Below are 20,593 nucleotides of genomic sequence, written 5' to 3'. Positions count from 1 at the left end.
CTGCTTTGAGGGAGTGTACTCTTCTGGTACTCGACCGAAAAAGCAGGTGAAATCTGACGCGGCAGGAGGGCAAAAAGGCATAGCGTTAACAGGCCCTAAAGAAATGTAACGCTAGGGGGAGACTGACTCCCGCGAACCGTGTGCCGGCTTTTGACATTTCACGCAGTCAACCTTACATGCTTTGGACGCGAACCCGCAAAAGGAGGCAATTAGTTATGCGCCGCCGCAGAAAAAAAGCGGATCTCCGGATTGTGATCCGGGACGAGGAAATCAAAATCCGCAAGACCGCTGTGCGACCCGGGCAGGCCCATCAAAACAAAAAACTGTATTCCCGGCGAAATGAAAAGCGCTGTTATGAAGAAATCCCCGGCCATGACTGGCCGGGGATTTCCCTTTACGGCGGGATGGCGCGTTCCTGGTATGGCTCCGTTGTCGCCAACAGGGACAGCCCTTCGGGCCGCCTTCGGTCGCTTTGCCGGAATCCACGCCGCGTTGCGGCGCGCCTCACTGTGTTCGGCGTTAGAGCAATTTCAAAGTGAAATTGCTCTAACGCGGATAATACAGCTGAAACCAGCGCCCCATAACGGAAGTTGTATCCTTGCGATCGAACAGCCGCTCTGCCTGCGCATCCACAAAGCGGACGGTCTTGCGTTCCAACAGGGAGCAACCCACATTCTTGAGCCGGATGTCGTTGCCCATGAATGTGGGCGGCACCGGCAGACCCAATAAATCCAGCAGCGTCACGCTCAAATCTATTTGCGAGCAATACCTGGTGATTTCCTGTCCATTGCCGCCCAGACCCGGCACGCCTCGGCGTGAAAGAAAAATCAGGGGAATGCGGTCCGGCGCAAAGTCGGGCCGTTGTGTATACCTGGCACCGTGCGTGGCGCTGTGATCAGCCGTGATGATCAGCAGTGTGTCGTCCAGATAGGGTTCCAGCCCGCGTAGAAAATGGCCCAGCGCCCTGTCCTGCGCGCACAGAGCGATAAAAAACGTATTTCCGGCCAGTGCGGGAATGCGCGCGCAGGCCTCATTTTCCCGCGTTGGCGTGGTATACGGCGCATGGGTTTCTATGGTGGAAATAACGATGAAATTTTTGCCGCCGGGCCGCGATCGCAGGATCTCCAGCGCGTCCTCAAAGAGATAGCCGGACTCAATACCCCATTTCTCGTTGATATCCCCGACCTTATCTTCAAAATACTCGCGGAAACGGATATGGCTCGGACTGTAGCGCCGCGCAAAAGCTGCCCTGCCGCTGTCGATGAAGTGTCCCCAGCGACCGGACACCGCGCTCAGATAGTAGCCGGTAAAACCGGCGCGCTCCAACGACGTGAACAGATTGGGCGCGCTCCCCTGGTCGTCGTCATAACTGAGCCGGGAAGCCAGCAGGGCGTGCAGGCCGCGTGCCGTGGGCGCGGCGCTGGTGTAAAAATTGCGGCAGGCAAGGCCCCGCCCCGCCAGAGCGTCAAAATGAGGCGTGGCTTCGGCAGGAATAGTGCCATTGTACTTGTGCAGAAATTCCAGATTCAGGCTTTCCACAGCCACAAGAATGATATTGCGGAAAGGTAAGGGGTGTCCCGGAGGAGGACTTGTCCGCAACAGGCCTAACGCGGCCATGGCCTGCCTATCGGCGGCCAGGGCTTCGCGTGGCGGCCCTACCGGAGCGCTACGGCTTTCTTGCCGGTCATACCATATTTCCCAGGCGCTTTTCCAGGCCGGAATGCTCATCCAGCCCCGCCGCCGGTCCATGTCGTAACGAGTGGCGCAGTAATAGCCTGTGGCCAGCGCGGACATGGCAATAAGCAGCAGCAACATCACCGCCGGAACGCGCTTGGACCGCCGCAGAGCAAAGCGCCGCTGGCTTCTGACCAGCCAGGCGGTCAGCGCGGCAGCACCCGCCGCGCCCGCGACGACGACAACTATGCCGTATTCCGGAAGCGCATCCAGAGCGTGCCGCGCCTCCGGCAGCACCTGCAGCAGAATGTCGTAATCAATGATCCGCCGCGCCGTGTGAATGAGAAAACAATTGGCGGCGTTCCAGACGAGAATAATCAGCAGCCAGAACGCTGAAAGAATGTTCAGCAGCCGCGTTTTCCAGAACAGCGCGGCCAGGCTGAATACAAACAATGGTCCGCAGTCCAGCAGGGTGCCCAGGGCAACCCGTTCAATCTTCCAACCGAGCGGAATCTGTTCCGGGAAAAGCAAAGCGAGACAAAGACGCAGGCACGCCACCAGAGCAACGCAGGCCGCCAGACAGAGCGGATATCGGTCCGGTCTCTCTCTCTCTCTCTCTCTCTCTCTCTCTCTCTCTCTCTCTCTCTCTCTCTCTGCATCACAGCCCCCCTTGCAAACCCCAGAGTCAAGCCTGTTTATTTCCATAAATTTATCTTCCTAAGTTGGCTTATGCCCTTACTCAGGGGGATTAAACACCTGTTCCGCTGTTGCGGGCGTGACCACGCATTTGATGCAGTTGCCGCTCTTGCGCTCAAAAATGTCATAGCCTTCCAGGATGCGCTCCAGGGGCAACCGGTGGGTAATCAGGGGGCGCATGTCCAGCCTGCCCTCGGCGATAAGCCGGATCAGACGGTCGCAGTGCACGGCATCCACCCCGCCGGTCTTGAAAATGAGGTTTTTGCCGTACATCCGGTGCAAGGGCAGGCTCTGGGCCTCGGCATACATGGCTACCACGGCCACACAGGCGTGGGGCCGGGCGATTTTCCAGGTCGTCTGAAAGGTGTCTCCGCCCCCGGCGGCTTCGATCACGGCATCCGCGCCTTTGCCCGCGCTGAGTTCGCGCACGCGGGCTTCCACATCTTCCCCGGCGGCGTTGATCGCATCGTCGGCCCAGCCCCGGGCTCTGGCCAGACACAAACGGCTTTCCAGCAGATCCACGGCAATGATCCGCCCCGCGCCGAACAGGCGGGCGCAGGCCATGGCGCAGAGGCCCACGGGTCCGGCTCCGAGCACGGCCACCGTGTCGCCGGGGCGGATCTCGGCCAGTTCCGCGCCGAAATAACCGCTGGAGAGCACGTCGCCCACAAAAATGACCTCCTCGTCGGTCAGGTCCGCAGGGATGGGGTTGAGGCCGTTGTCCGCAAAGGGCACGCGCACATATTCGGTCTGGCAGCCGTCAATGCGGCAGCCCAGTTCCCAGCCGCCCTGCTCGCAGTTGTTCACATAATCGTGACGGCAGAAGAAACAGGAGCCACAGAAGGTTTCCACATTGGCCGCTACCCGCATGCCGGGCCGGACTTTGCGCACCTCGGGGCCGATCTCGACCACCTCGCCCACAAATTCGTGGCCCAGAATGACGCCGGGCCGGGCGCGCGGCACCGCGCCGTCGCGGATATGCAGATCGCTGGCGCAGATGCTGGACAGTGTCACCCGCACAATGGCGTCGCGCGGGTCCAGAATGCGGGGGAGGGGACGTTTTTCCAGGCGCAGCGCGCCCGTGCCGCGCCAAGCCAGTGCCGTCATTGTGCCGTTCATGACAATCCTCGTTAGTAGAGCATGTTCACATTAAAAATGGATAAATACCCGTCAACGGCTCTCGCAGGCGCGCGCCCGGAATTTAAGAAAACGCTCTCGTTGCGCGGCGGCCCCATTATGGATCAGGACAGCAGCGCTACGGATGACGACAGCAACAACAGGCCGGGGGGCGGCGTCACAACTTTGAACATGAATTTTTAACGCAAATCTGCTGTGAGGGACAGCATGCCGGAAGGCGGGCGCGCGGTAAAGGCCGGAAGTCCGCCGCAGCACGCAGGGACATTGCGCCGCGCCGAAGGTTGGGCTATAGTGTCCTATGTCGGGCAACCGCCGGAGACTCGTGTCTTTGCGCGTTGTTCTTCTGATCCGGGAGGCGTAAGAGTGCGGCGTTTTTATCAGGAAAGCTGGCAGGGAATACCGTTCACGGCGTTCTCGCACATTTCGTTTTTCCATCTGGCGGAGCCCAAGTTCTACGCCACTTTTTATGAGGAGTTGTTCCGCCGCTACAAGGATTGGGACGACCTGCCCTCGGTCTGGCGCGCCAACAAGCGCAAGGACGCCCGCTGGCTGGCCGGGCAGTTGCACGCCAAGCTGGCCCAGGAGCCGGGCCGGGCCGGGCCGTTGCGCGTGCTCTCCATCGGCAGCGGCGTGGGCTATATGGAAAAAGAACTCCTGGAGGAAATGCCCGAACTGGAGTTGCACGTCAACGAACCCAGCACCGTGGGCATGAAGTGGCTCAGACGGCAGATTCCGGCGGAGCGTATCTACATCGGTCTGCCCCCGGCCTGTCTGCCCCCGGACGTGCAGTATGACATGATCTATCTTTCCACGGTGGATTACGGCATTCCCTCCCGCGAACTCACCCACCTGCTGGAGGAACTGCGCGCCCAACTGGCGCCCGGCGGCGAACTGGTCTGCCTGTCCGCCTCGCTGCTGGAAGAGGATTCCTTTATCGGCAGCTTCGTCAATGCCATCAAGATCGTCATCCGAGGCATCCTGCATTATCTGGGCATCCGTCGCCAGCAGTTCTGGGGCTGGCGGCGCACCCGCGACGAGTACCGCCAGCTTTTCAAGCAGGCGGGTTTCAGCAATGTGGAGGACGGCTGGCTGGAAGACGGTTTTGAAACCTACTGGATCCGGGGACAGTAGCGGACGGAGTGTGGACAGGCGAGGGCATGTTCACCTTGAAAATGCGCGACTGTTGCCGACAGTTTTAAAGCGTTTCTGTTTTATTGTTGCGCGGCCCGCGCGGCATGTTACCCTGTCGCGCTTCCCTGTAACCTGCATGGCCCCAGATCGCCGTTGACCGTCTGTGGCGGCGGTCCTGATGCCTGACCCGTGATTCGCATTGCCAGAGCTGTGACTGATCCTCCCCTTCCATTGCAGCGCGTGTTCATGTTTCGGCGCGGGCTTGAGTCGTCTTGTCGATTTTGCCGGCTTGTGCCGGGCAACACTCCGGCAGTTTTCCCCCTATATGAATACCTTTATTTTTGAATTGATAGTGCATAAAATATTGCCTGTCGCTATCTAAATATATACTATATACATATGAAAGGTCAGGTCTGAGCGCTCCATGCAGCCTCCAGCAATATACCATGTCGGTCTCGATATCGGCTCCACCACCGTTAAAACGGTTGTCATGGACCCGGCGGAGAACATTCTTTTCAGCAAATACACGCGGCACTATTCCGAGGTCAGGGAATGCGCGGCGCGCCTTGTGCGCGAGGTCGCGGCTTTCGGAGGCGACACGGCCTGCCGCATGAGCATCACCGGTTCCGGCGGCATTTCCCTGGCCGATGAGTTGGGCCTGCCCTTCATTCAGGAAGTGCTGGCCTCAAATCTGGCCATCAGAAAAAAAATTCCCGATGCCGACGCGATTATCGAGCTGGGCGGCGAGGACGCCAAGCTGACCTTTCTGACCGGCGGCCTTGAGCAGCGCATGAATGAAACCTGCGCCGGAGGCACGGGCGCGTTTATCGACCAGATGGCGGCCTTCATCGGCACGGACGCCGCCGGTCTGGACCGGCTGGCCCGGAACTGCGCGACTGTCTATCCCATTGCCTCGCGCTGCGGGGTTTTCGCTAAAACCGATATCCTTCCCCTGCTCAACGAGGGCTGCGCGCGCGAAGACATTGCCGCCTCCATCATGCAGGCGGTGGTCAACCAGACCATCGGCGGCCTGGCGCGCGGCAGGGCCATCAAGGGCAAGGTCGTTTTTCTCGGCGGCCCGTTGGTTTTTTTGCACTCATTGCGGGAACGCTTCACGGCCATGCTTAAGGACATGACCGAGGCTGTCTTCCCGGATGACGGACATTTTTTTGTGGCCCTCGGCGCGGCCTGCCATGCGCTGAGCATGGCCCCGCGGGAAATGTCTTTTCAGGACTGCCTGACCGTACTGGAAAAACGCAGCGCGCCGCGGACTTACGGCAGGCTGCCGCCCCTGTTCGCTTCCGAGGCGGAGCAACGGGCCTTTACCGCGAGACATGCCGGAAGCCGGGTAACGCGGCGGGATCTGGAAAGCGCTGTGGGCGACGCCTGGCTGGGCTTTGACTGCGGCTCCACCACCATCAAGGCCGCCTTGCTGGATGCCGACGGCAATCTGCTCTATTCCTTTTATGATTCCAACAAGGGCGACCCTCTGACCGCGGCTCTCGGCGTGCTCAGGGACATTTACGCCCGCAAGCATCCGGATCTGGCCATCAGGGCGGCGGCGGCCACAGGCTACGGCAGCGCCCTGTTGACGGCGGCGTTGCGCCTGGACATCGATGAGGTGGAGACCGTGGCGCATTTCACGGCGGCCGCTTTTTTCGAGCCGCGCGTCTCGTTCATTCTGGATATCGGCGGGCAGGACATCAAATGCATGCGCATCCGCAACGGCGTCATCGACAGGATCAACCTCAATGAGGCCTGCTCGGCCGGATGCGGTTCTTTTATCGAGAATTTCGCGGAGTCCCTGAACATGCCGCTGGCGGACTTTGTGAATGAGGCGCTGTATGCCGGATCGCCCGTGGATCTGGGAACCCGTTGCACGGTGTTCATGAATTCCAAGGTCAAGCAGGCCCAGAAAGAAGGGGCGAAAATAGGCGACATCGCGGCGGGTCTTTCCTACGCCGTGGTGCGCAATGCCTGCTTCAAAGTGATGAAGATCGCCAATGTGGCCGAATTGGGCGAATACCTGGTCGCCCAGGGCGGCGCTTTCGCCAACGACGCTCTGCTGCGGGCCCTGGAGCTGGAGCTGGGGCGGCCGGTCAAGCGGCCCTCCATCTCCGGGCTGATGGGCGCTTTCGGCGCGGCCCTGATCGCCAAAAGGCGTGGGCCGCTGGGCGAGAAAACCGGCCTGATCGGCCCGGAAGAACTCAAGGCTTTTTCCGTGCGCACGGCCACGACCCGCTGCCGGCGCTGTACCAACGCCTGCCTGCTGACCATCACCACCTTTGCGGACAAGCGGCGCTTCATCTCCGGCAACCGCTGCGAGCGCGGCGCGGAAACGGAACCCTCGCGCTGCCCCAACCTTTATGCCCACAAGTACAAGCGCCTGTTCGAGCCCTATACGCCGCTGGCAGCGCGGGAGGCTTGGCGCGGCTCCATCGGCATTCCCCGCGCGCTGAACATTTTTGAAAACTATCCGCTCTGGTTCACCTTGTTTACCAGGCTGGGCTTTCGGGTGGTTCTCTCCTCTCCGTCGTCCAAGGAAATATATTACGGCGGCTATGACACGATTCCCTCGCAGACCGTCTGTTACCCGGCGAAACTCTCGCACGGCCATGTCCTGGACCTGGTGGAGCAAGGGCTCACCACCATCTTTTTTCCCTGCCTGCCGCACGAGCAGAAAAGCGCCGGATCCGATGCCGGCACCTTCAACTGTCCGGTGGTCATCGGCTATCCTGAGCTGTTGGCTCGCAATATCAGCGCTCTTGAGGAGCGCGGCATCACCTTTATCCATCAGTTTCTGCCTCTGGACAGAAAGGTGCTTGCCAGGCGCATGCGCGACATTCCCTTCTTTTCGGGCATTCCCCTGGCCGAACTGGAAGAGGCCGTGCGCGCGGGCTTTGGGGAGATGGACAATTTCCACCGGGAAATGCGCGAGGCGGGCGAGGCCGCCCTGGCCGAGCTGACGGCTGCGGGCAAGATGGGGATCGTTCTGGCCGGGCATCCCTACCATACGGACCCGGAGGTGCATCACGGCGTGGCCGATCTGGTGACATCCTGCGGTCTGGCCGTGTTGACCGAGGATTCCGTGGCGCATCTGATGCCGGATCCCGGCCCGTTGCGGGTGGTGGACCAGTGGGCCTATCATTCGCGTCTGTACCGGGCCGGGGCGTATGCGGCCACGGTGGACAATCTGGCCGTGTTGCAACTGGTGTCGTTCGGCTGTGGTCTGGACGCCATCACCTCGGACCAGCTGGAAGAAATCGTCACCCTGCGGGGTCGTCTGTACGCCCAGATCAAGATCGACGAGGGCGCCAACCTCGGCCCGGCGCGCATCCGTATCCGTTCGCTGCTGGCGGCCATGCGCGAGCGCCGGGAAAAGCGGGCCTGCCGCGCCGTGATGCCGAGCGGGCCGCCGCCGGTCTTTACCAGGAACATGCGCGAAACGCATACCTTGCTGGTGCCCCAGATGTCCCCCCTGCATTTCCAGTTCGCGGAAGCGGTATTCGCCTCCGAAGGCTACCGGGCCGTGCAGTTGTCCCATGTGGACAGGGCGGCCATCGAGCTGGGGCTGCGCCATGTGAACAATGACGCCTGCTTTCCGGCCATCGTTGTGGTGGGACAGTTGCTGGCCGCGGTCAAAAGCGGCGCCTATGATCCGGACAAGGTGGCGCTGGTGATCTCGCAGACCGGCGGCGGCTGCCGGGCCACCAATTACATCGGTTTTCTGCGCAAAGCTCTGCTGGACGCCGGTCTGGAGCATATCCCCATTGTTTCCTTTTCCACCAATATCCAGGCGGATGCTCCGGGCATCAGGCTGACGGGCAAGATGCTGCGCCGGATGATCATGGCCGGGCACTACGGCGACGCGCTGCTGCGCATGATCCACCGGGTGCGGCCCTACGAAAGGGAGGCGGGCAGTGCGGAAGCCCTGGCCGCGCTCTGGGCGGAGAAAGCAAGGAAAAACATCGTCTCCGGAAACATTCCGCGTTTTGAGCTGAACATGCTTTCCATGATCCGGGAGTTTGACCGTCTGCCCCTGCTGACCGGGGAGCGCAAGCCGCGCGTGGGTCTGGTGGGCGAAATCCTGCTCAAATACCATCCGGACGCCAACAACAATGCCGCCGGAATCGTGGAAGAGGAGGGCGGCGAGGCGGTGGTCACGGACCTTATGGATTTTGTCCTCTACAACTTCTATGACCACGTCTTCAATTACAAACATTTGGCGGGTTCCAAAAAGGATTCCCGCGCGGCCCTGGCCGGAATCGCCTTTCTGGAGCTCACCCGGCTGGGCATGCGCATCGGCTTCCGGCACAGCAAGCGTTTCAGCACGCCGGTGCGTTTTCACGAACTGCGGAAAAAAACCAAGGATCTGATTTCCCTGGGGCATCAGACCGGCGAAGGCTGGCTGCTGGGCGCGGAGATGGTCCGGATGCTGGAGGCGGGGGTCAACAATATTCTCTGCATGCAGCCTTTCGGCTGCCTGCCCAACCACATTACGGGCAAAGGCCTGCTCAAGGAACTGAAACGGCGCTATCCCGAGGCCAACATCATTGCCCTGGATTATGATCCGGGCACGAGCGAAGTGAATCAGATCAACCGGATCAAGCTGATGATGCGCTCCGGCCAGCTGAAGTGAGGGGGCGCGGGCGGTGGTTCCGGAAGGCGTGTTCTTTCGGCCGGAAAATCCATTTTATGTATATTGCGGCTCGTTTTCCTTGATGATCTGGAAGGCTTTCATGGCTTTGACCGTGCCCGCGATGCCCTGGTACTTGCCCACACCGGCCACCGTGCAGGTGAGCAGGTCCTCCACGTCGGTGTCCAGCACCAGCACGTCGCCCACCTGCATGCGCAGGAGCTGATTGCCGGTGATGGTGGTGCTGCCGTAATGCACCTTGAGCTCCACCGGGGTTTCCATGAGCCGTTCCTTGAGGCGCGCCACCCAGGCGTGGTCCACTTCCAGGCGTTCGGTCTGGAAGCTGGCGTGCAGCTTGGAGCGGATGGGCTCAATGGTGGCGTAGGGCAGGCAGATGATCATGGAGCCCAGGGCCGTGTCCAGCTCCACCTCAAAGGTGATGACCACCACCACGTCGCTGGGCGGCACGATGGCCGCGAACTGGGGGTTGATCTCGCTGCGCACCAGTTCCAGTTTGACGTCGTGCACGGGCCGCCAGGATTCCTCCATATTGTCCAGGGCGATCTTGACGATTTTGTCCACCACGGCCTGTTCGATGCGCGTGAATTCGCGGCCTTCGATCTTGGGCTGGGTGCCGGCGCCGCCGAAGACGTTTTCCACCAGGGCGAAAACCAGGCGCGAGTCCACCACCATGATGGCATTGCCGCGCAAGGGGTCCATCTTGAAGATGTTGATGGACGTGGGCACGGGCAGGGAACGCATGAATTCCCCGAACTTGGTCATGTCGATGGAAATGGGGTTCAGCTCCACGCGTTTGCGCACGGCGTTGGACAGGGCATTGGTGCAGAGCCGGGCGAAACGGTCGTTGACGATTTCCAGCACCGGCATGCGGCCGCGGATGATACGGTCCTGATTGGCGAGATCAAAGGCCACAATGCCGGAATCGTCTTCCGGCACTTCCGGTTCGCTTTCGATCTCGCCGCCGGAAAGCCCGCGCAGCAGGGCATCCACTTCGTCTTGCGCCAGAACTTTATTCATACGGACCTCGAAACTCCTGCTGATGTACCTGTTCGCAAAGCAGGATGCAAAAAAAAGGCCAGATTGACAAGACCGCCGCCGGGCTTCGCGCGACAGGCCCGCCCGCGCCGGAGCAAAGAACGGCGTGGAACTGTCGTCGGAAGTCTGACGATCCCGGCGTTCCGCTGTCTTGTCTTGGCGGGACGGATTTTTATATCTGCATAATATGCATGATGTCATATGAAACAGGCTATGCGAAGCCTGGCGGAAATTGTAAAAACAAGATTACATAAAAAAGAATTCAACGTACAGTATACGGTAGTAAAGTGTAGTGCATTTGTAAGATATCCCCGTTGCCTTTTTTCCAGAGGCAAGCTATGTTTAAAAAGTCCGTTATATTGAAGCTGAATTCGGAGAACTTGCCGTATCCTTCGCCATGCCCGGTGCTGCCGGTATGGCGTTTGGCTTATCAACGGCTGTTGTCCGTTGTTCTTTTTAGTTTTTCCCGGAGTTTTTTGGGGAAAAATTCCATGTGAACTGTGGTCCGCTTTCTCAGGGAAGGCTTTCGCGTGTCAGGCACCGGCACTAATGACAAAGCTCAGCCGGAGTTCTGGCATGGGCTTGCCGCTGTCCGTCTGAACGAGCCCGTGAACCGACAACAGACCCGCCCCGGGAAAGGGATGCGCCGTTGATGTGCTGACGGCGGCACGACGGGGAAACACGGGAGGCCGTCATGCGTTTGAGCGACATTTCCATAAAAAAGAAACTGGTCGCCATTTTTCTGCTGGGCATGCTCGTTGTCCTGGCCTTCATGCTGCTCAATATCCGGGAATTGCGGCTGATCGGGGGCGAGGCCGACATCTTGAGCCGCCCCCGGCAGGACACCATGCTTCTGGCCGCTGAAGTGGCCCATTTGCAGTGGGCGTCCCGCGTGCAGACGTATCTGCTCGACAACGGCGAGACCCCCTTGGACGCCTCGCTGGACGGGCATAAGTGCGCATTCGGCCGCTGGTTCTATGGTTCCGGCAAAGCGGGGCTGGAGCGGGAACTGCCCGCGCTGGAGCCGCTTTTTCAGAAGCTCGAGACCGCGCATCTGGCCCTGCATGATTCCGCCGTACGGCTCAAAGCCGCCATGGAACGCGGCGACAGCGCTCAGGCCCGCCGTCTGTTTGAAGACGTCACCATGCCGCTGCTCAAGCAGGTGCAGGAAATTCTTACCGAGGCCCGGGGCGAGATCAATACGTCCTTTGCCGGGACGGTGGAAAAACTGCGCGCCAAAATCCATATGACCACCATGCTGGATATCGGCCTCGGCACGCTCACCGTGCTGGGCTGCTGCCTGGCGCTCTGGCTGCTGATTCGGGGCATTTCCGCGCCCCTGGCCAGGTTGAAGGATCACGCGGGCCGCGTGGCGCAGGGAGAGTTCAGCAACGTGCCCATCCGCCAGGCCGATGAAGTGGGGCAGCTGGCCGAAGCCTTCAATATTATGGTGGGACATATCAAGGAAAAGCTGGGCATGTCCCAGGGCATCATGCGGGGCATCACCCTGCCGTTCGCCGCTTTTGACGTGGATTGCCGTCTGACCTACGTGAACCGGGCCATGCTGGCCTGCTGGGGGCATTCCGGCAGTCCGGAAGACTACCTCGGCAGAAACGCGGGCGAGTTTTTTTACGCTGATCCCCACCGGGAAACGCTCTGCGACCAGGTCATGGGAGAGCGGCATGAAATTTTAAATTACGAAGTCACGCGCGAGAATTTCAAAGGGCAGGCCAAGCGCGTGGCCATGGACGTTTCCCCGCTCTGGGATCTGGACGGCACGCTGATCGGCTGCTTCACCCTGCACCGGGATCTGACCGATATTCACGCCCAGCAGGAACGTATCGCGGCTCTGAATGAGCGTATCTACCAGTCCGCCGACGAGGCGCGGGATATTTCGGGCCGTCAGTCGCGGGCTTTTGAAAAACTCAGCGGACAGTTGCGCACTACCGGCGATATGGCTGAGGAACAGGCTCGGGCCTCTCTGGCCGCGGCTGACGGCATTCGCAGCATGGTCGAGATCATGAGCGAGGTGGCGGCCGGAGCCGGTCGGGCCGCCGGCGACAGCAAAAGCGCGGAGGAAGAGGCCGGGGGCGGCGTGGAGGTGGTGCGCGAAACCATCGCCTGCATCGCCAGAGTGGCCGAACAGACCGCCGCCGTGGCCGAGGGCATGGAGGAACTGGGCGCGCATGCCGCGGGCATCGGCCGCATTCTTGAGCTGATCACCGACGTGGCTGATCAGACCAATCTGCTGGCGCTCAACGCGGCCATTGAAGCGGCGCGCGCGGGCGAGGCCGGGCGCGGTTTCGCGGTGGTGGCCGACGAGGTGCGCAAGCTGGCGGAAAAAACCATGCAGGCCACCACTGATGTGGCGGCGGCGGTGCGGGCCATCCGGCAGGGCGTGAACGCGGGCAGCGCGGCTACGGAGCGCGCCGTCGAACTGACCCGCCAGACCACGCAGCTGGCCGACAGCTCCGGGGAGCGGCTGAACCGCATTCTCGACGTGTCGCGGCAGGTGGCCGACACCGTGGCAGGCATCGCCAAAGCCACGGAAGAGCAGGCCGTCGCCGGCGGGCGCATGCTGGAGAGCATCAAGAGCATCAGCGACAAGGCCCGCGACACCACGGACAATATGCAGGCTTCCGACGGGCATGTGCGGGATCTGAGCGCGCTTTCCGGCGAACTGAAAAGGATCATCGACGGCATGCGCAGCGAGCGCCGCGCGGAGCCCCGTTTCCAGTTGCGTGATCCCTGCAACATGCATGTTTCCTTCAGAGGCCGGAAGATTGAGGCCGTGCTGCTGGACGTGAGCCGTTCGGGCGCGCGCCTCTGTTTTAACACTCCCGCCGGACTGGAGGGTGGGGAGATGATTGCCCTGCACGCGGAGGCCGGTCCCTTTGACGTGGTCTTTGCCGGGCGGGAAGCCCGGGTCATGTGGGCGGACGGCCCGCAGGCGGGTCTGGCCTTTGCCCGGCCCGTGGAAGGCGATCTGGAGGCCATGACCAGGGCCGTGGGCGGCAACAGGGCCTGAGAGCGCCCGCGCGGCTTGCCATTGCCGCGGCCTTGGGGCAGGGTAGGCGGCATGAAATTGCGCCTTTCTCCCGCTGCGGAGGGTGCCGCCGTCAGCGGTACGACGGCCCCGCAAAATCCCGCGCCGTGCGTGGACATTGAAGCCCCGGCCGGGGAAAGTCTTTCCCGGGCCCTCTGGCTTTCCGGGAGGCTGCGGCCCTTGCCGCTCTGCGGCGGGCTGGGCCGTTGCGGCCGTTGCCGCCTGCGTTTCCCTCGGGATGCGCCCTTGCCCTTGCCCGCCGAGGAAGCGGTTTTTTCAGCGCGGGAGCTGGAAGCGGGCTGGCGGCTGGCTTGTCGCCGCCAGGTTCCAGCTGCGTCCGCTGCCGGGCCTGATTCCGAGCCGGACAGCATGCTGGCGCTGGAACTGCCGCCGGAGGATTTCACGGCGGAAGTTGGCGAGATTTCGCCGGAGAGCGCCCTGGGCGCGGAGGCAGGGCGGGAACTGGCGCTGGCCGTTGATCTGGGCACCACGTCCGTGCACTGGCGGGCTCTGGAGACGGATTCCGGCGCGGCTGTTGCCCAGGGACACTTTCTCAATCCCCAGGCCGGGGCCGGAGCGGATGTCATATCCCGTCTGGCCGTGGCCCGCGAGCCAAAAGGCCGCGCCCGTCTGGCCGGATTGGCCCGCGCCGCGTTGCGCCGCATTGTGGACGGCCTGCATGCTTCGGGCAACACGGTGGTCCGCATCTGCCTGGCGGCCAATACGGCCATGACCGACATTTTTCTGGACCGCGAGGTGGAAGGTCTCTGCGCCGCGCCCTACCGCGTGGCCCACGCCGGGCACGAAACCGCGCATCCGCCGGGCCTGCCGCCTGTCTATATCCCGCCGCTGCCCGCCCCCTTTGTGGGCGGCGACGTGAGCGCGGGCCTGGCGGCACTGCTGGAGGCCCGAACGCCCCGGCCTTTTGTGCTGGCGGACTTGGGCACCAACGGCGAATTGGCCCTGGTCACGGCGCGGGGGGATCTCCTGCTGACCAGCGTGCCTCTGGGCCCGGCTCTGGAGGGCATCGGCCCGGAATGCGGGCAACTGGCCGGGCCCGGCGTGGTCACGGATTTCAGCCTGACTCCGGCGGGACTGACGGCACATGCGCCGGACGGAGCATGCGGCCCCGCGCGCGGCATCAGCGCCACCGGCTATCTTTCTTTGCTCGCTCTGCTGCGGCAAGTGGGGCTGCTGGACGCCTCCGGCCTGTTTGTCGATGGGCGCGCGGGTTTTTCCATGCCTCTGGCCCGCAAACTGGCCGCTGGCTTGCAAAAAGAGCATGGCCGCCTGCGCCTGCATCTGCCGCGCGGTCTCTGGCTGGCCGCCGCCGATGTGGAAGAGCTGCTCAAAGTCAAGGCCGCCTTTGCTCTGGCTCTGGATGCCCTGCTGCAGGCTGCCCGCGTGCCGCCGCGCGAACTCGCCGCGCTCTGCCTGGCCGGTGCGCTGGGCGAGCATATGCGGGCCGACAATCTGGAACAACTGGGTTTTGTGCCTGCCGGCCTGGGCTCCCGCATCCGGGCCGTGGGCAATGCCTCTTTGGACGGCGCGGCCCTGTTGGCCCTGCATCCGGACAAAGGCGCGGAACTGGCCCGCCTCTGCGCCGGAGCCCGCCTGCTGCCCCTGGTGGAAAACCCGGATTTTCATCACGCCTATCTGCGCCATATGCGCTTTGGAGCCTGAATGCCCCGCCGCCCCGCATCCCCGTCCTCCCGATCCGGCAAAAACAAAGCGGATGCCGCGCCCCGCGCGCCTCGCAAGGAGCGCCGTGAGCCCGCCGCGCGTGCCGAAAAACATTCCGAGGTCCGGCATTCCGGAAGGACCGCGCCGAACGGGCCGCGCCCTGTATGTACGGAGCGCGCAACGCCAGGCCGCCCGCTGCCGCCGTCTCCCTGGCCTCAGGCCGTGCCGCTCTTCCCGCCCCTGGACGCGGACGCGCGCAACGCTCTGGAACGCCTGCCCGAGGCTCTGCACAAGATTTGGCCCCTGAACGCCGCGCACCGCCGCTCCCTGCCCGAGGACGTGGCCGCTCTGTCGCGTCTGCTGACCACGGAACGCCGGGATCTGCGGCATCCCTATTGGAGTTCCCCGGCTTTTGTCAGCGCCTATCTCTATTATTTTCTGCCCTGGAATCTGCTGCGCCTGGCCCGGCTGCTGGCGGCCCTGCCGCTGCCCGACCCGCGTGCTCTGGCCCCGGCGGGCGGCGAGGCCCTGCTGCTTGACGCTGGTTCCGGCCCTCTGAGCCTGCCCCTGGCCCTCTGGCTGGCCCGGCCGGAGTGGCGGGAAGCCCCGGTGCGGGTGCTGGCCCTGGACAGTGCCGCCCGTCCGCCGGAACTGGGCAAGGCCTTGTTCGCGGCCTGGGGCGCGTGCCTGGGCTGGAAAACCTGGTCCGTGCGCACGGCGCAGGGGCCGCTGGAAAACATGGCCCGGCAGGCGGCCCCCCTGCTGGCGGGACGTGACGGGGCAAGGCCGTGCCGTCCCTGGCTGATCACGGCGGCCAATGTGCTCAATGAGCTGCGGCCGGGCCGCAAGACTGGCGGCGGACGGCAGACCTGGGATGAGGGCGGGGAGGACCCGGACGGTTCCGATGGGGACCGGCAGTCCGGCCCGCTGGCCGAGCGCCTGGACGGCCTGCTGGAAGCCTTCGCGCCTCTGCTGTTCCGCCGCGGGGAGCCTTGCTCCGGCGGAGCGGAGGCCGCCCCGGCCCTGCTGTTTGTGGAGCCGGGCACACGTCTGGGCGGCAATACCATCATGCGCCTGCGCGCCCTGGCCTTGGAGGGCGGGCTCGCGGCCCTGGCTCCCTGCCCGCACAACGCGGCTTGTCCCCTGCTGTCAGGGCAGGGCGGGCGGACCTGGTGCCACTTCACCTTTGACAGCCGGGATGCGCCGGACTGGCTGCAGCGTCTCTCCACCGAGGCCGGGCTGCCCAAGAGCGGCCTGTCCCTGGCGCCTCTGCTGCTCGGCCCGGACGCGGCGAACGCCCCCGCCGCCGGACGGGGGCCCGGCCTGCCCGCGAGGGTGCTTTCCGCGCCTTTCCCGGTGCCGGGCCTGGCGGGCAAGGCCCGCTATGCCTGCATGGCTTACGGGCTGGCGCTGCTGGAAGATGCCGAGGCCCTGGCCTCGGGCGGACTGCTGCCCGTGCGGCTTAACCCGGACGCGCCGCGCGATGCCAAAAGCCGGGCTCGCATTGTCCGCAGGCCGCGCCCGCAACTGTCCGCAAAGCCTTGAGCGGCGCGGCTCCGGCACTTTTTCCGTGAACTTTTTCATAAAAATTACTTTGTTATTACAATAAGTTATACGGGGAATGCGGATTTTCAGAGGCTTTTTTTTCAGCCCCGCCAGGCGTATATGAACAAAGTTCGCGCCCTGCCGCAGGCAGGGCGTGTCCTTGTCCAACTTCTACCCCAAGGTTTATGCTCTGATGATCGCAATGCCCAAAAATCTGCCGCAGCCCCAATTGAAACCCAACACCGAGGTGGTGCTGCAGAAGCGCTATCTGCGCAAATCCCTGGACGGCAAACTCTCGGAAACTCCGCGCGACCTCTTCTGGCGCGTGGCTTCGGCCATCGCCGCGGAAGAAGGCAAGTACGAGCGCTCCTCCCGTGAGCCGGAAGCCCTGGCCCGCGACTTTTACGATCTGATGACCGGCTGGAAGTTCCTGCCCAATTCGCCCACCCTGATGAACGCGGGCACGGATCTGGGGCAGCTTTCCGCCTGTTTTGTGCTGCCTGTGGGCGACTCCATTGAAGAAATTTTCGACGCCGTGAAATACGCGGCCATGATCCACAAATCCGGCGGCGGCACGGGCTTTTCCTTCTCGCGCCTGCGTCCCAAGGAAAGCCGGGTGGGTTCCACCGGCGGCGTGGCCTCCGGACCCGTCTCCTTCCTGCGCATTTTCAATACCGCCACCGAGCAGATCAAGCAGGGCGGCACCCGGCGCGGCGCCAACATGGGCATCCTGCGCGTGGACCATCCGGATATTCTCGATTTCATCCGGGCCAAGGAAAAAGAGGGCGAATTCAACAACTTCAATCTCTCCGTGGGCCTGACCGAAGCCTTCATGCAGGCCGTGGAAACGGACGAGCACTACGATCTGCGCGCGCCCAACACCGGCGAGGTGGTGGACCGCCTGCGCGCCCGCGACATCTTTGACCTGCTGGTCAAAAAAGCCTGGCAGTCCGGCGATCCGGGCATTGTCTTCCTGGACCGCATCAACCGCGACAATCCCACTCCGGACCAGGGCGAGATCGAATCCACCAATCCTTGCGGCGAGCAGCCCCTGCTGCCTTTTGAGGCCTGCAATCTGGGTTCCATCAATCTTTCCTGCTTCTATCTGCCCGGCCATAATGACGACGCCGACCCGGCCCGCGAGGGCATCGACTGGGCGGAGCTCAGGCGCGTGGTGCATCTTTCCGTGCGTTTTCTGGACAACGTCATTGACGCCTCGTTGTTCCCGCTGCCCCGCATTGCCGAAACCGTGCGCAAAAACCGCAAGATCGGCCTGGGCGTCATGGGCTTCGCGGATCTGCTCTTTGAGCTGGGCGTGCCGTATAATTCCCAGGAAGGCATTGCTCTGGCCGAGCGGGTCATGGGCTTTGTGCAGGAGGAGGGGCACAAGGCCTCGGCCGAACTCGCCAAGGAGCGCGGGCCCTTCCCGGCCTATCCCGCCTCCACCTACGCCAAGGCGAAAAAAGGCCCCTACCGTAACGCCACGGTGACCACCATCGCGCCCACGGGCACGCTCTCCATTATTGCGGGCTGCTCCTCCGGCGTGGAGCCGCTCTTCGCGCTCTGCTTCACCCGCAACATCCTGGACGGCGAGCGCCTGGTGGAGGTCAATCCCTATTTCGAGGCCGCGCTGGCCTCCACCGGTCTGGCCAGCCACGAGCTCATGGACAGCGTGGTGGCCAAGGGCTCCATCCAGGGCATGGACTTTCTGCCGGCCAAACTGCGCAAGGTCTTTGTGACCGCCATGGATATCGAACCGGTCTGGCATTTGCGCATGCAGGCTGCCTTCCAGCGGCATACGGACAATGCCGTGTCCAAGACCGTGAACCTGTCCAACGCGGCCACGGAGCAGGACATTTTCGACATCTACTGGCTGGCCTACAAGGAAGGCTGCAAGGGCGTCACGGTGTACCGTGACGGCTGCAAGAGCGTCCAGGTGCTGGCTACCGGCGAGGGCCAGAAAAAAATGGACGGCGAACCCGCCGCCCCATCCGGCCAGGCCGCCGTTCAGACGGGCCGGGCCCAGGCCGCGGTGCGCAAGCGCCCGGACATCGTGCAGGGTTTCACCCAGAAAGTGCAGACCGGCCTGGGCGCCATGTACCTGACCGTCAACGAGGTGGACGGCGAGCCTTTTGAGGTCTTCGCCACCATCGGCAAGTCGGGCCGCTCCATCACGGCCAAGGCCGAGGCCATCGGCCGCCTGGTGTCCCTGGCGTTGCGCTCGGGCGTGCATGTGCGCGACGTGGTGGCCCAGATCAAGGGCATCGGCGGCGAACACCCGGTCTTCCGGGGCAAGGGCCTGCTGCTGTCCATTCCGGACGCCATCGCCTGGGTTCTGGAAAAGCGCTATCTCAAAGACGAGCATATCGGGGAGGTCAATGACCTGGAAGCGCAGCGCTGCCCTGAATGCAACGAGCCTCTGGTTTTTCAGGAAGGCTGCCTGATTTGCCCGGCCTGCGGGTTTTCCCGCTGCGGTTAGCGCCGGACGTTTTTGCCCGCTGACTGCGTCAGACGGCGCAGCCCGGCTTGGTCACGTAGTTAGGCTACGTTCCCGCGCCGGGCTGCTTGTCTTTCTTGCCAACGAACAAAAATCCCCGTCCGGCGGGGAAGCGTCTTATGATATGGCATGGTATGGAGGAAAAGATGACACAAGTACGGGGTCTTTTGGGGGCAGTCGTGCTGGCCCTGATTGCCTGTTGCTGGTCCCCTGCAAAGGCTGTGGCGCAGGAAATCGGCGAGTCGGCCCGTGTCGCGGATGATCTGGACGTGGTCCGGCTGTCCGGGCGGGTATACATGCACGTATCCCGCTACGAAATGCCGCCGTTCGGCCTGGTGCCCGCCAACGGTTTGATTCTGGTGGACAGGGGAAAAGCCTTCCTCTTTGACACGCCGTGGACCGAAGCTCAGACCGAAGTCCTGCTGGACTGGATTGAAAATGTCCTGCACGCCAGAGTCACGGCCTGCGTGCCCAATCACTGGCACAAGGACGCCATGGGCGGCCTGCCCGCCGCGCATCGCCGGGGCATCCCGACCTACGCCTACGACGGCACTATAGCCATTGCCGGACAAAAGGGCCTGCTACGGCCGGAGCACGGCTTCGCGAGCGAGCGGACGCTTAAATTGCATGACCTGGACGTGCGTTGCGTCTACCTGGGCGGCGGCCATTCCACGGACGGCATCTTTGTCTGGATTCCCGCTGAAGAATTGCTTTTTCCGGGCTGCATGGCAAAGGACGCCAAGGCCGTCAATCTGGGCAATACGGAGGACGCTGATGTGCGGGCCTGGCCGGGCACCATGGAAAAGGCCCTGGCCGCCTTTCCCGCTGCCCGTATTGTGGTGCCCGGCCACGGACAGCCCGGCGGCCTGGAGCTGTTGCGGCATACGCGCGATCTGGCCCTGCGGGCGGACGGAGCACAATAGAGCAATCCGGATTTGAAATGTGTAACATTTCAAACGCAAAATGCTGCGGCGTACGGGACAGCGCATGAAATGGATCACCCATCAGGCGGCGGCCGTGGGCGCGGCCCTGGCCCTTCATTTGCCGCCCGCGGGCGTGCTGGCGGCCTGCGTGGGCGCGGTGCTGCCCGACGTGCTGGACCAGCGCCTGGCCGGACTGGCTCCCACGCGGCGCGGCCGCCAAAAAGTCTTCAACCGCATCCACCGGGGCGCGACGCATTGGTTCGGCTGGTGGCTGGCCCTGTTTCTGGCGGCCCTGTTCTGGCATCTGCCGCCGCTGGGACGGGCCGCGCTCACCGGGCTGGCTTTCGGCGGCCTTTCCCATGTGGCCCTGGACATGCTCACGCCTCAGGGCGTGCCCTTGCAGCCCTTTTCGCGCAAGGGGCGTTTTTCCCTCAAGCTCTGCGCCACGGGAAGTCTGGGCGAATACTGCTTTCTGGCGGCCGTTGCGCTGGCGGTCTGGTTTTTCATGGGCCGGGATCTGCTGCATCTGGTGCGAAGGCTGGGGCACGGCGCGCTGTTTTAGTGTCAAC

General features: G+C 63.0%; 12 protein-coding genes. 9 read left to right on the top strand and 3 right to left on the bottom strand.

Annotated features, from left to right (window positions below; all coding sequences use genetic code 11):
* Positions 1–215: 215 nt before the first annotated feature.
* A complete protein-coding gene (locus tag KH208_RS06955; RefSeq protein ID WP_291435014.1) occupies positions 216–539 on the top strand; it encodes a hypothetical protein in 324 nt (107 codons plus the stop codon).
* A gap of 7 nt (positions 540–546) precedes the next feature.
* On the opposite strand, the gene KH208_RS06950 is transcribed toward KH208_RS06955, so the two are convergent.
* Positions 547–2,379 (bottom strand): LTA synthase family protein, encoded by a 1,833-nt coding sequence (locus KH208_RS06950; protein WP_291435013.1) that lies wholly within the window; start codon positions 2,377–2,379, stop codon positions 547–549.
* A 30-nt stretch (positions 2,380–2,409) separates the two neighbouring features.
* A complete protein-coding gene (locus KH208_RS06945; protein ID WP_291435012.1) occupies positions 2,410–3,489 on the bottom strand; it encodes an alcohol dehydrogenase in 1,080 nt (359 codons plus the stop codon).
* Positions 3,490–3,870: 381 nt separating this feature from the next.
* Between KH208_RS06945 and KH208_RS06940 the strand changes: the two genes are divergently transcribed.
* Complete coding sequence (locus tag KH208_RS06940) at positions 3,871–4,638, top strand: methyltransferase domain-containing protein (protein WP_291435011.1); 768 nt, start codon at positions 3,871–3,873, stop codon at positions 4,636–4,638.
* Between the two features lie 424 nt (positions 4,639–5,062).
* Entirely contained in the window at positions 5,063–9,277 is a 4,215-nt protein-coding gene (locus KH208_RS06935) for an acyl-CoA dehydratase activase-related protein (protein ID WP_291435009.1), read from the top strand.
* Positions 9,278–9,331: 54 nt separating this feature from the next.
* On the opposite strand, the gene fliM is transcribed toward KH208_RS06935, so the two are convergent.
* A complete protein-coding gene (gene fliM / locus KH208_RS06930) occupies positions 9,332–10,312 on the bottom strand; it encodes a flagellar motor switch protein FliM (RefSeq protein WP_291435008.1) in 981 nt (326 codons plus the stop codon).
* A gap of 712 nt (positions 10,313–11,024) precedes the next feature.
* Between fliM and KH208_RS06925 the strand changes: the two genes are divergently transcribed.
* The 6 genes from KH208_RS06925 to KH208_RS06900 all read left to right on the top strand — a co-directional run bounded on the left by KH208_RS06925 (position 11,025) and on the right by KH208_RS06900 (position 20,586).
* The gene (locus KH208_RS06925) at positions 11,025–13,358 is read left to right on the top strand and encodes a methyl-accepting chemotaxis protein (RefSeq protein WP_291435007.1); all 2,334 of its coding nucleotides are present in this window, start codon (positions 11,025–11,027) and stop codon (positions 13,356–13,358) included.
* 51 nt (positions 13,359–13,409) lie between these two features.
* A complete protein-coding gene (locus KH208_RS06920) occupies positions 13,410–15,059 on the top strand; it encodes an ASKHA domain-containing protein (RefSeq protein ID WP_291435005.1) in 1,650 nt (549 codons plus the stop codon).
* 222 nt (positions 15,060–15,281) lie between these two features.
* The gene (locus tag KH208_RS06915) at positions 15,282–16,604 is read left to right on the top strand and encodes a small ribosomal subunit Rsm22 family protein (RefSeq protein ID WP_291435003.1); all 1,323 of its coding nucleotides are present in this window, start codon (positions 15,282–15,284) and stop codon (positions 16,602–16,604) included.
* Between the two features lie 193 nt (positions 16,605–16,797).
* Entirely contained in the window at positions 16,798–19,083 is a 2,286-nt protein-coding gene (locus KH208_RS06910; RefSeq protein ID WP_291435017.1) for a vitamin B12-dependent ribonucleotide reductase, read from the top strand.
* 164 nt (positions 19,084–19,247) lie between these two features.
* Positions 19,248–20,024 (top strand): subclass B1 metallo-beta-lactamase, encoded by a 777-nt coding sequence (gene bla / locus KH208_RS06905; RefSeq protein WP_291435001.1) that lies wholly within the window; start codon positions 19,248–19,250, stop codon positions 20,022–20,024.
* A 64-nt stretch (positions 20,025–20,088) separates the two neighbouring features.
* A complete protein-coding gene (locus KH208_RS06900) occupies positions 20,089–20,586 on the top strand; it encodes a metal-dependent hydrolase (RefSeq protein ID WP_291435000.1) in 498 nt (165 codons plus the stop codon).
* Positions 20,587–20,593 lie beyond the last annotated feature (7 nt).

The organism is Desulfovibrio sp. (assembly GCF_018379785.1).
GTDB lineage: Bacteria > Desulfobacterota > Desulfovibrionia > Desulfovibrionales > Desulfovibrionaceae > Desulfovibrio.
This window is presented reverse-complemented; position numbering and strand designations above follow the sequence as displayed.

Bases quoted from the DNA above. Each gene is read 5' to 3' on its own strand.
- KH208_RS06955 (WP_291435014.1), top strand. From the start codon at position 216: ATGCGCCGCCGCAGAAAAAAAGCGGATCTCCGGATTGTGATCCGGGAC.
- KH208_RS06950 (WP_291435013.1), bottom strand. From the start codon at position 2,379: ATGGAAATAAACAGGCTTGACTCTGGGGTTTGCAAGGGGGGCTGTGAT.
- KH208_RS06945 (WP_291435012.1), bottom strand. From the start codon at position 3,489: ATGAACGGCACAATGACGGCACTGGCTTGGCGCGGCACGGGCGCGCTG.
- KH208_RS06935 (WP_291435009.1), top strand. From the start codon at position 5,063: ATGCAGCCTCCAGCAATATACCATGTCGGTCTCGATATCGGCTCCACC.
- fliM (WP_291435008.1), bottom strand. From the start codon at position 10,312: ATGAATAAAGTTCTGGCGCAAGACGAAGTGGATGCCCTGCTGCGCGGG.
- KH208_RS06925 (WP_291435007.1), top strand. From the start codon at position 11,025: ATGCGTTTGAGCGACATTTCCATAAAAAAGAAACTGGTCGCCATTTTT.
- KH208_RS06920 (WP_291435005.1), top strand. From the start codon at position 13,410: ATGAAATTGCGCCTTTCTCCCGCTGCGGAGGGTGCCGCCGTCAGCGGT.
- KH208_RS06910 (WP_291435017.1), top strand. From the start codon at position 16,798: ATGATCGCAATGCCCAAAAATCTGCCGCAGCCCCAATTGAAACCCAAC.
- bla (WP_291435001.1), top strand. From the start codon at position 19,248: ATGACACAAGTACGGGGTCTTTTGGGGGCAGTCGTGCTGGCCCTGATT.
- KH208_RS06900 (WP_291435000.1), top strand. From the start codon at position 20,089: ATGAAATGGATCACCCATCAGGCGGCGGCCGTGGGCGCGGCCCTGGCC.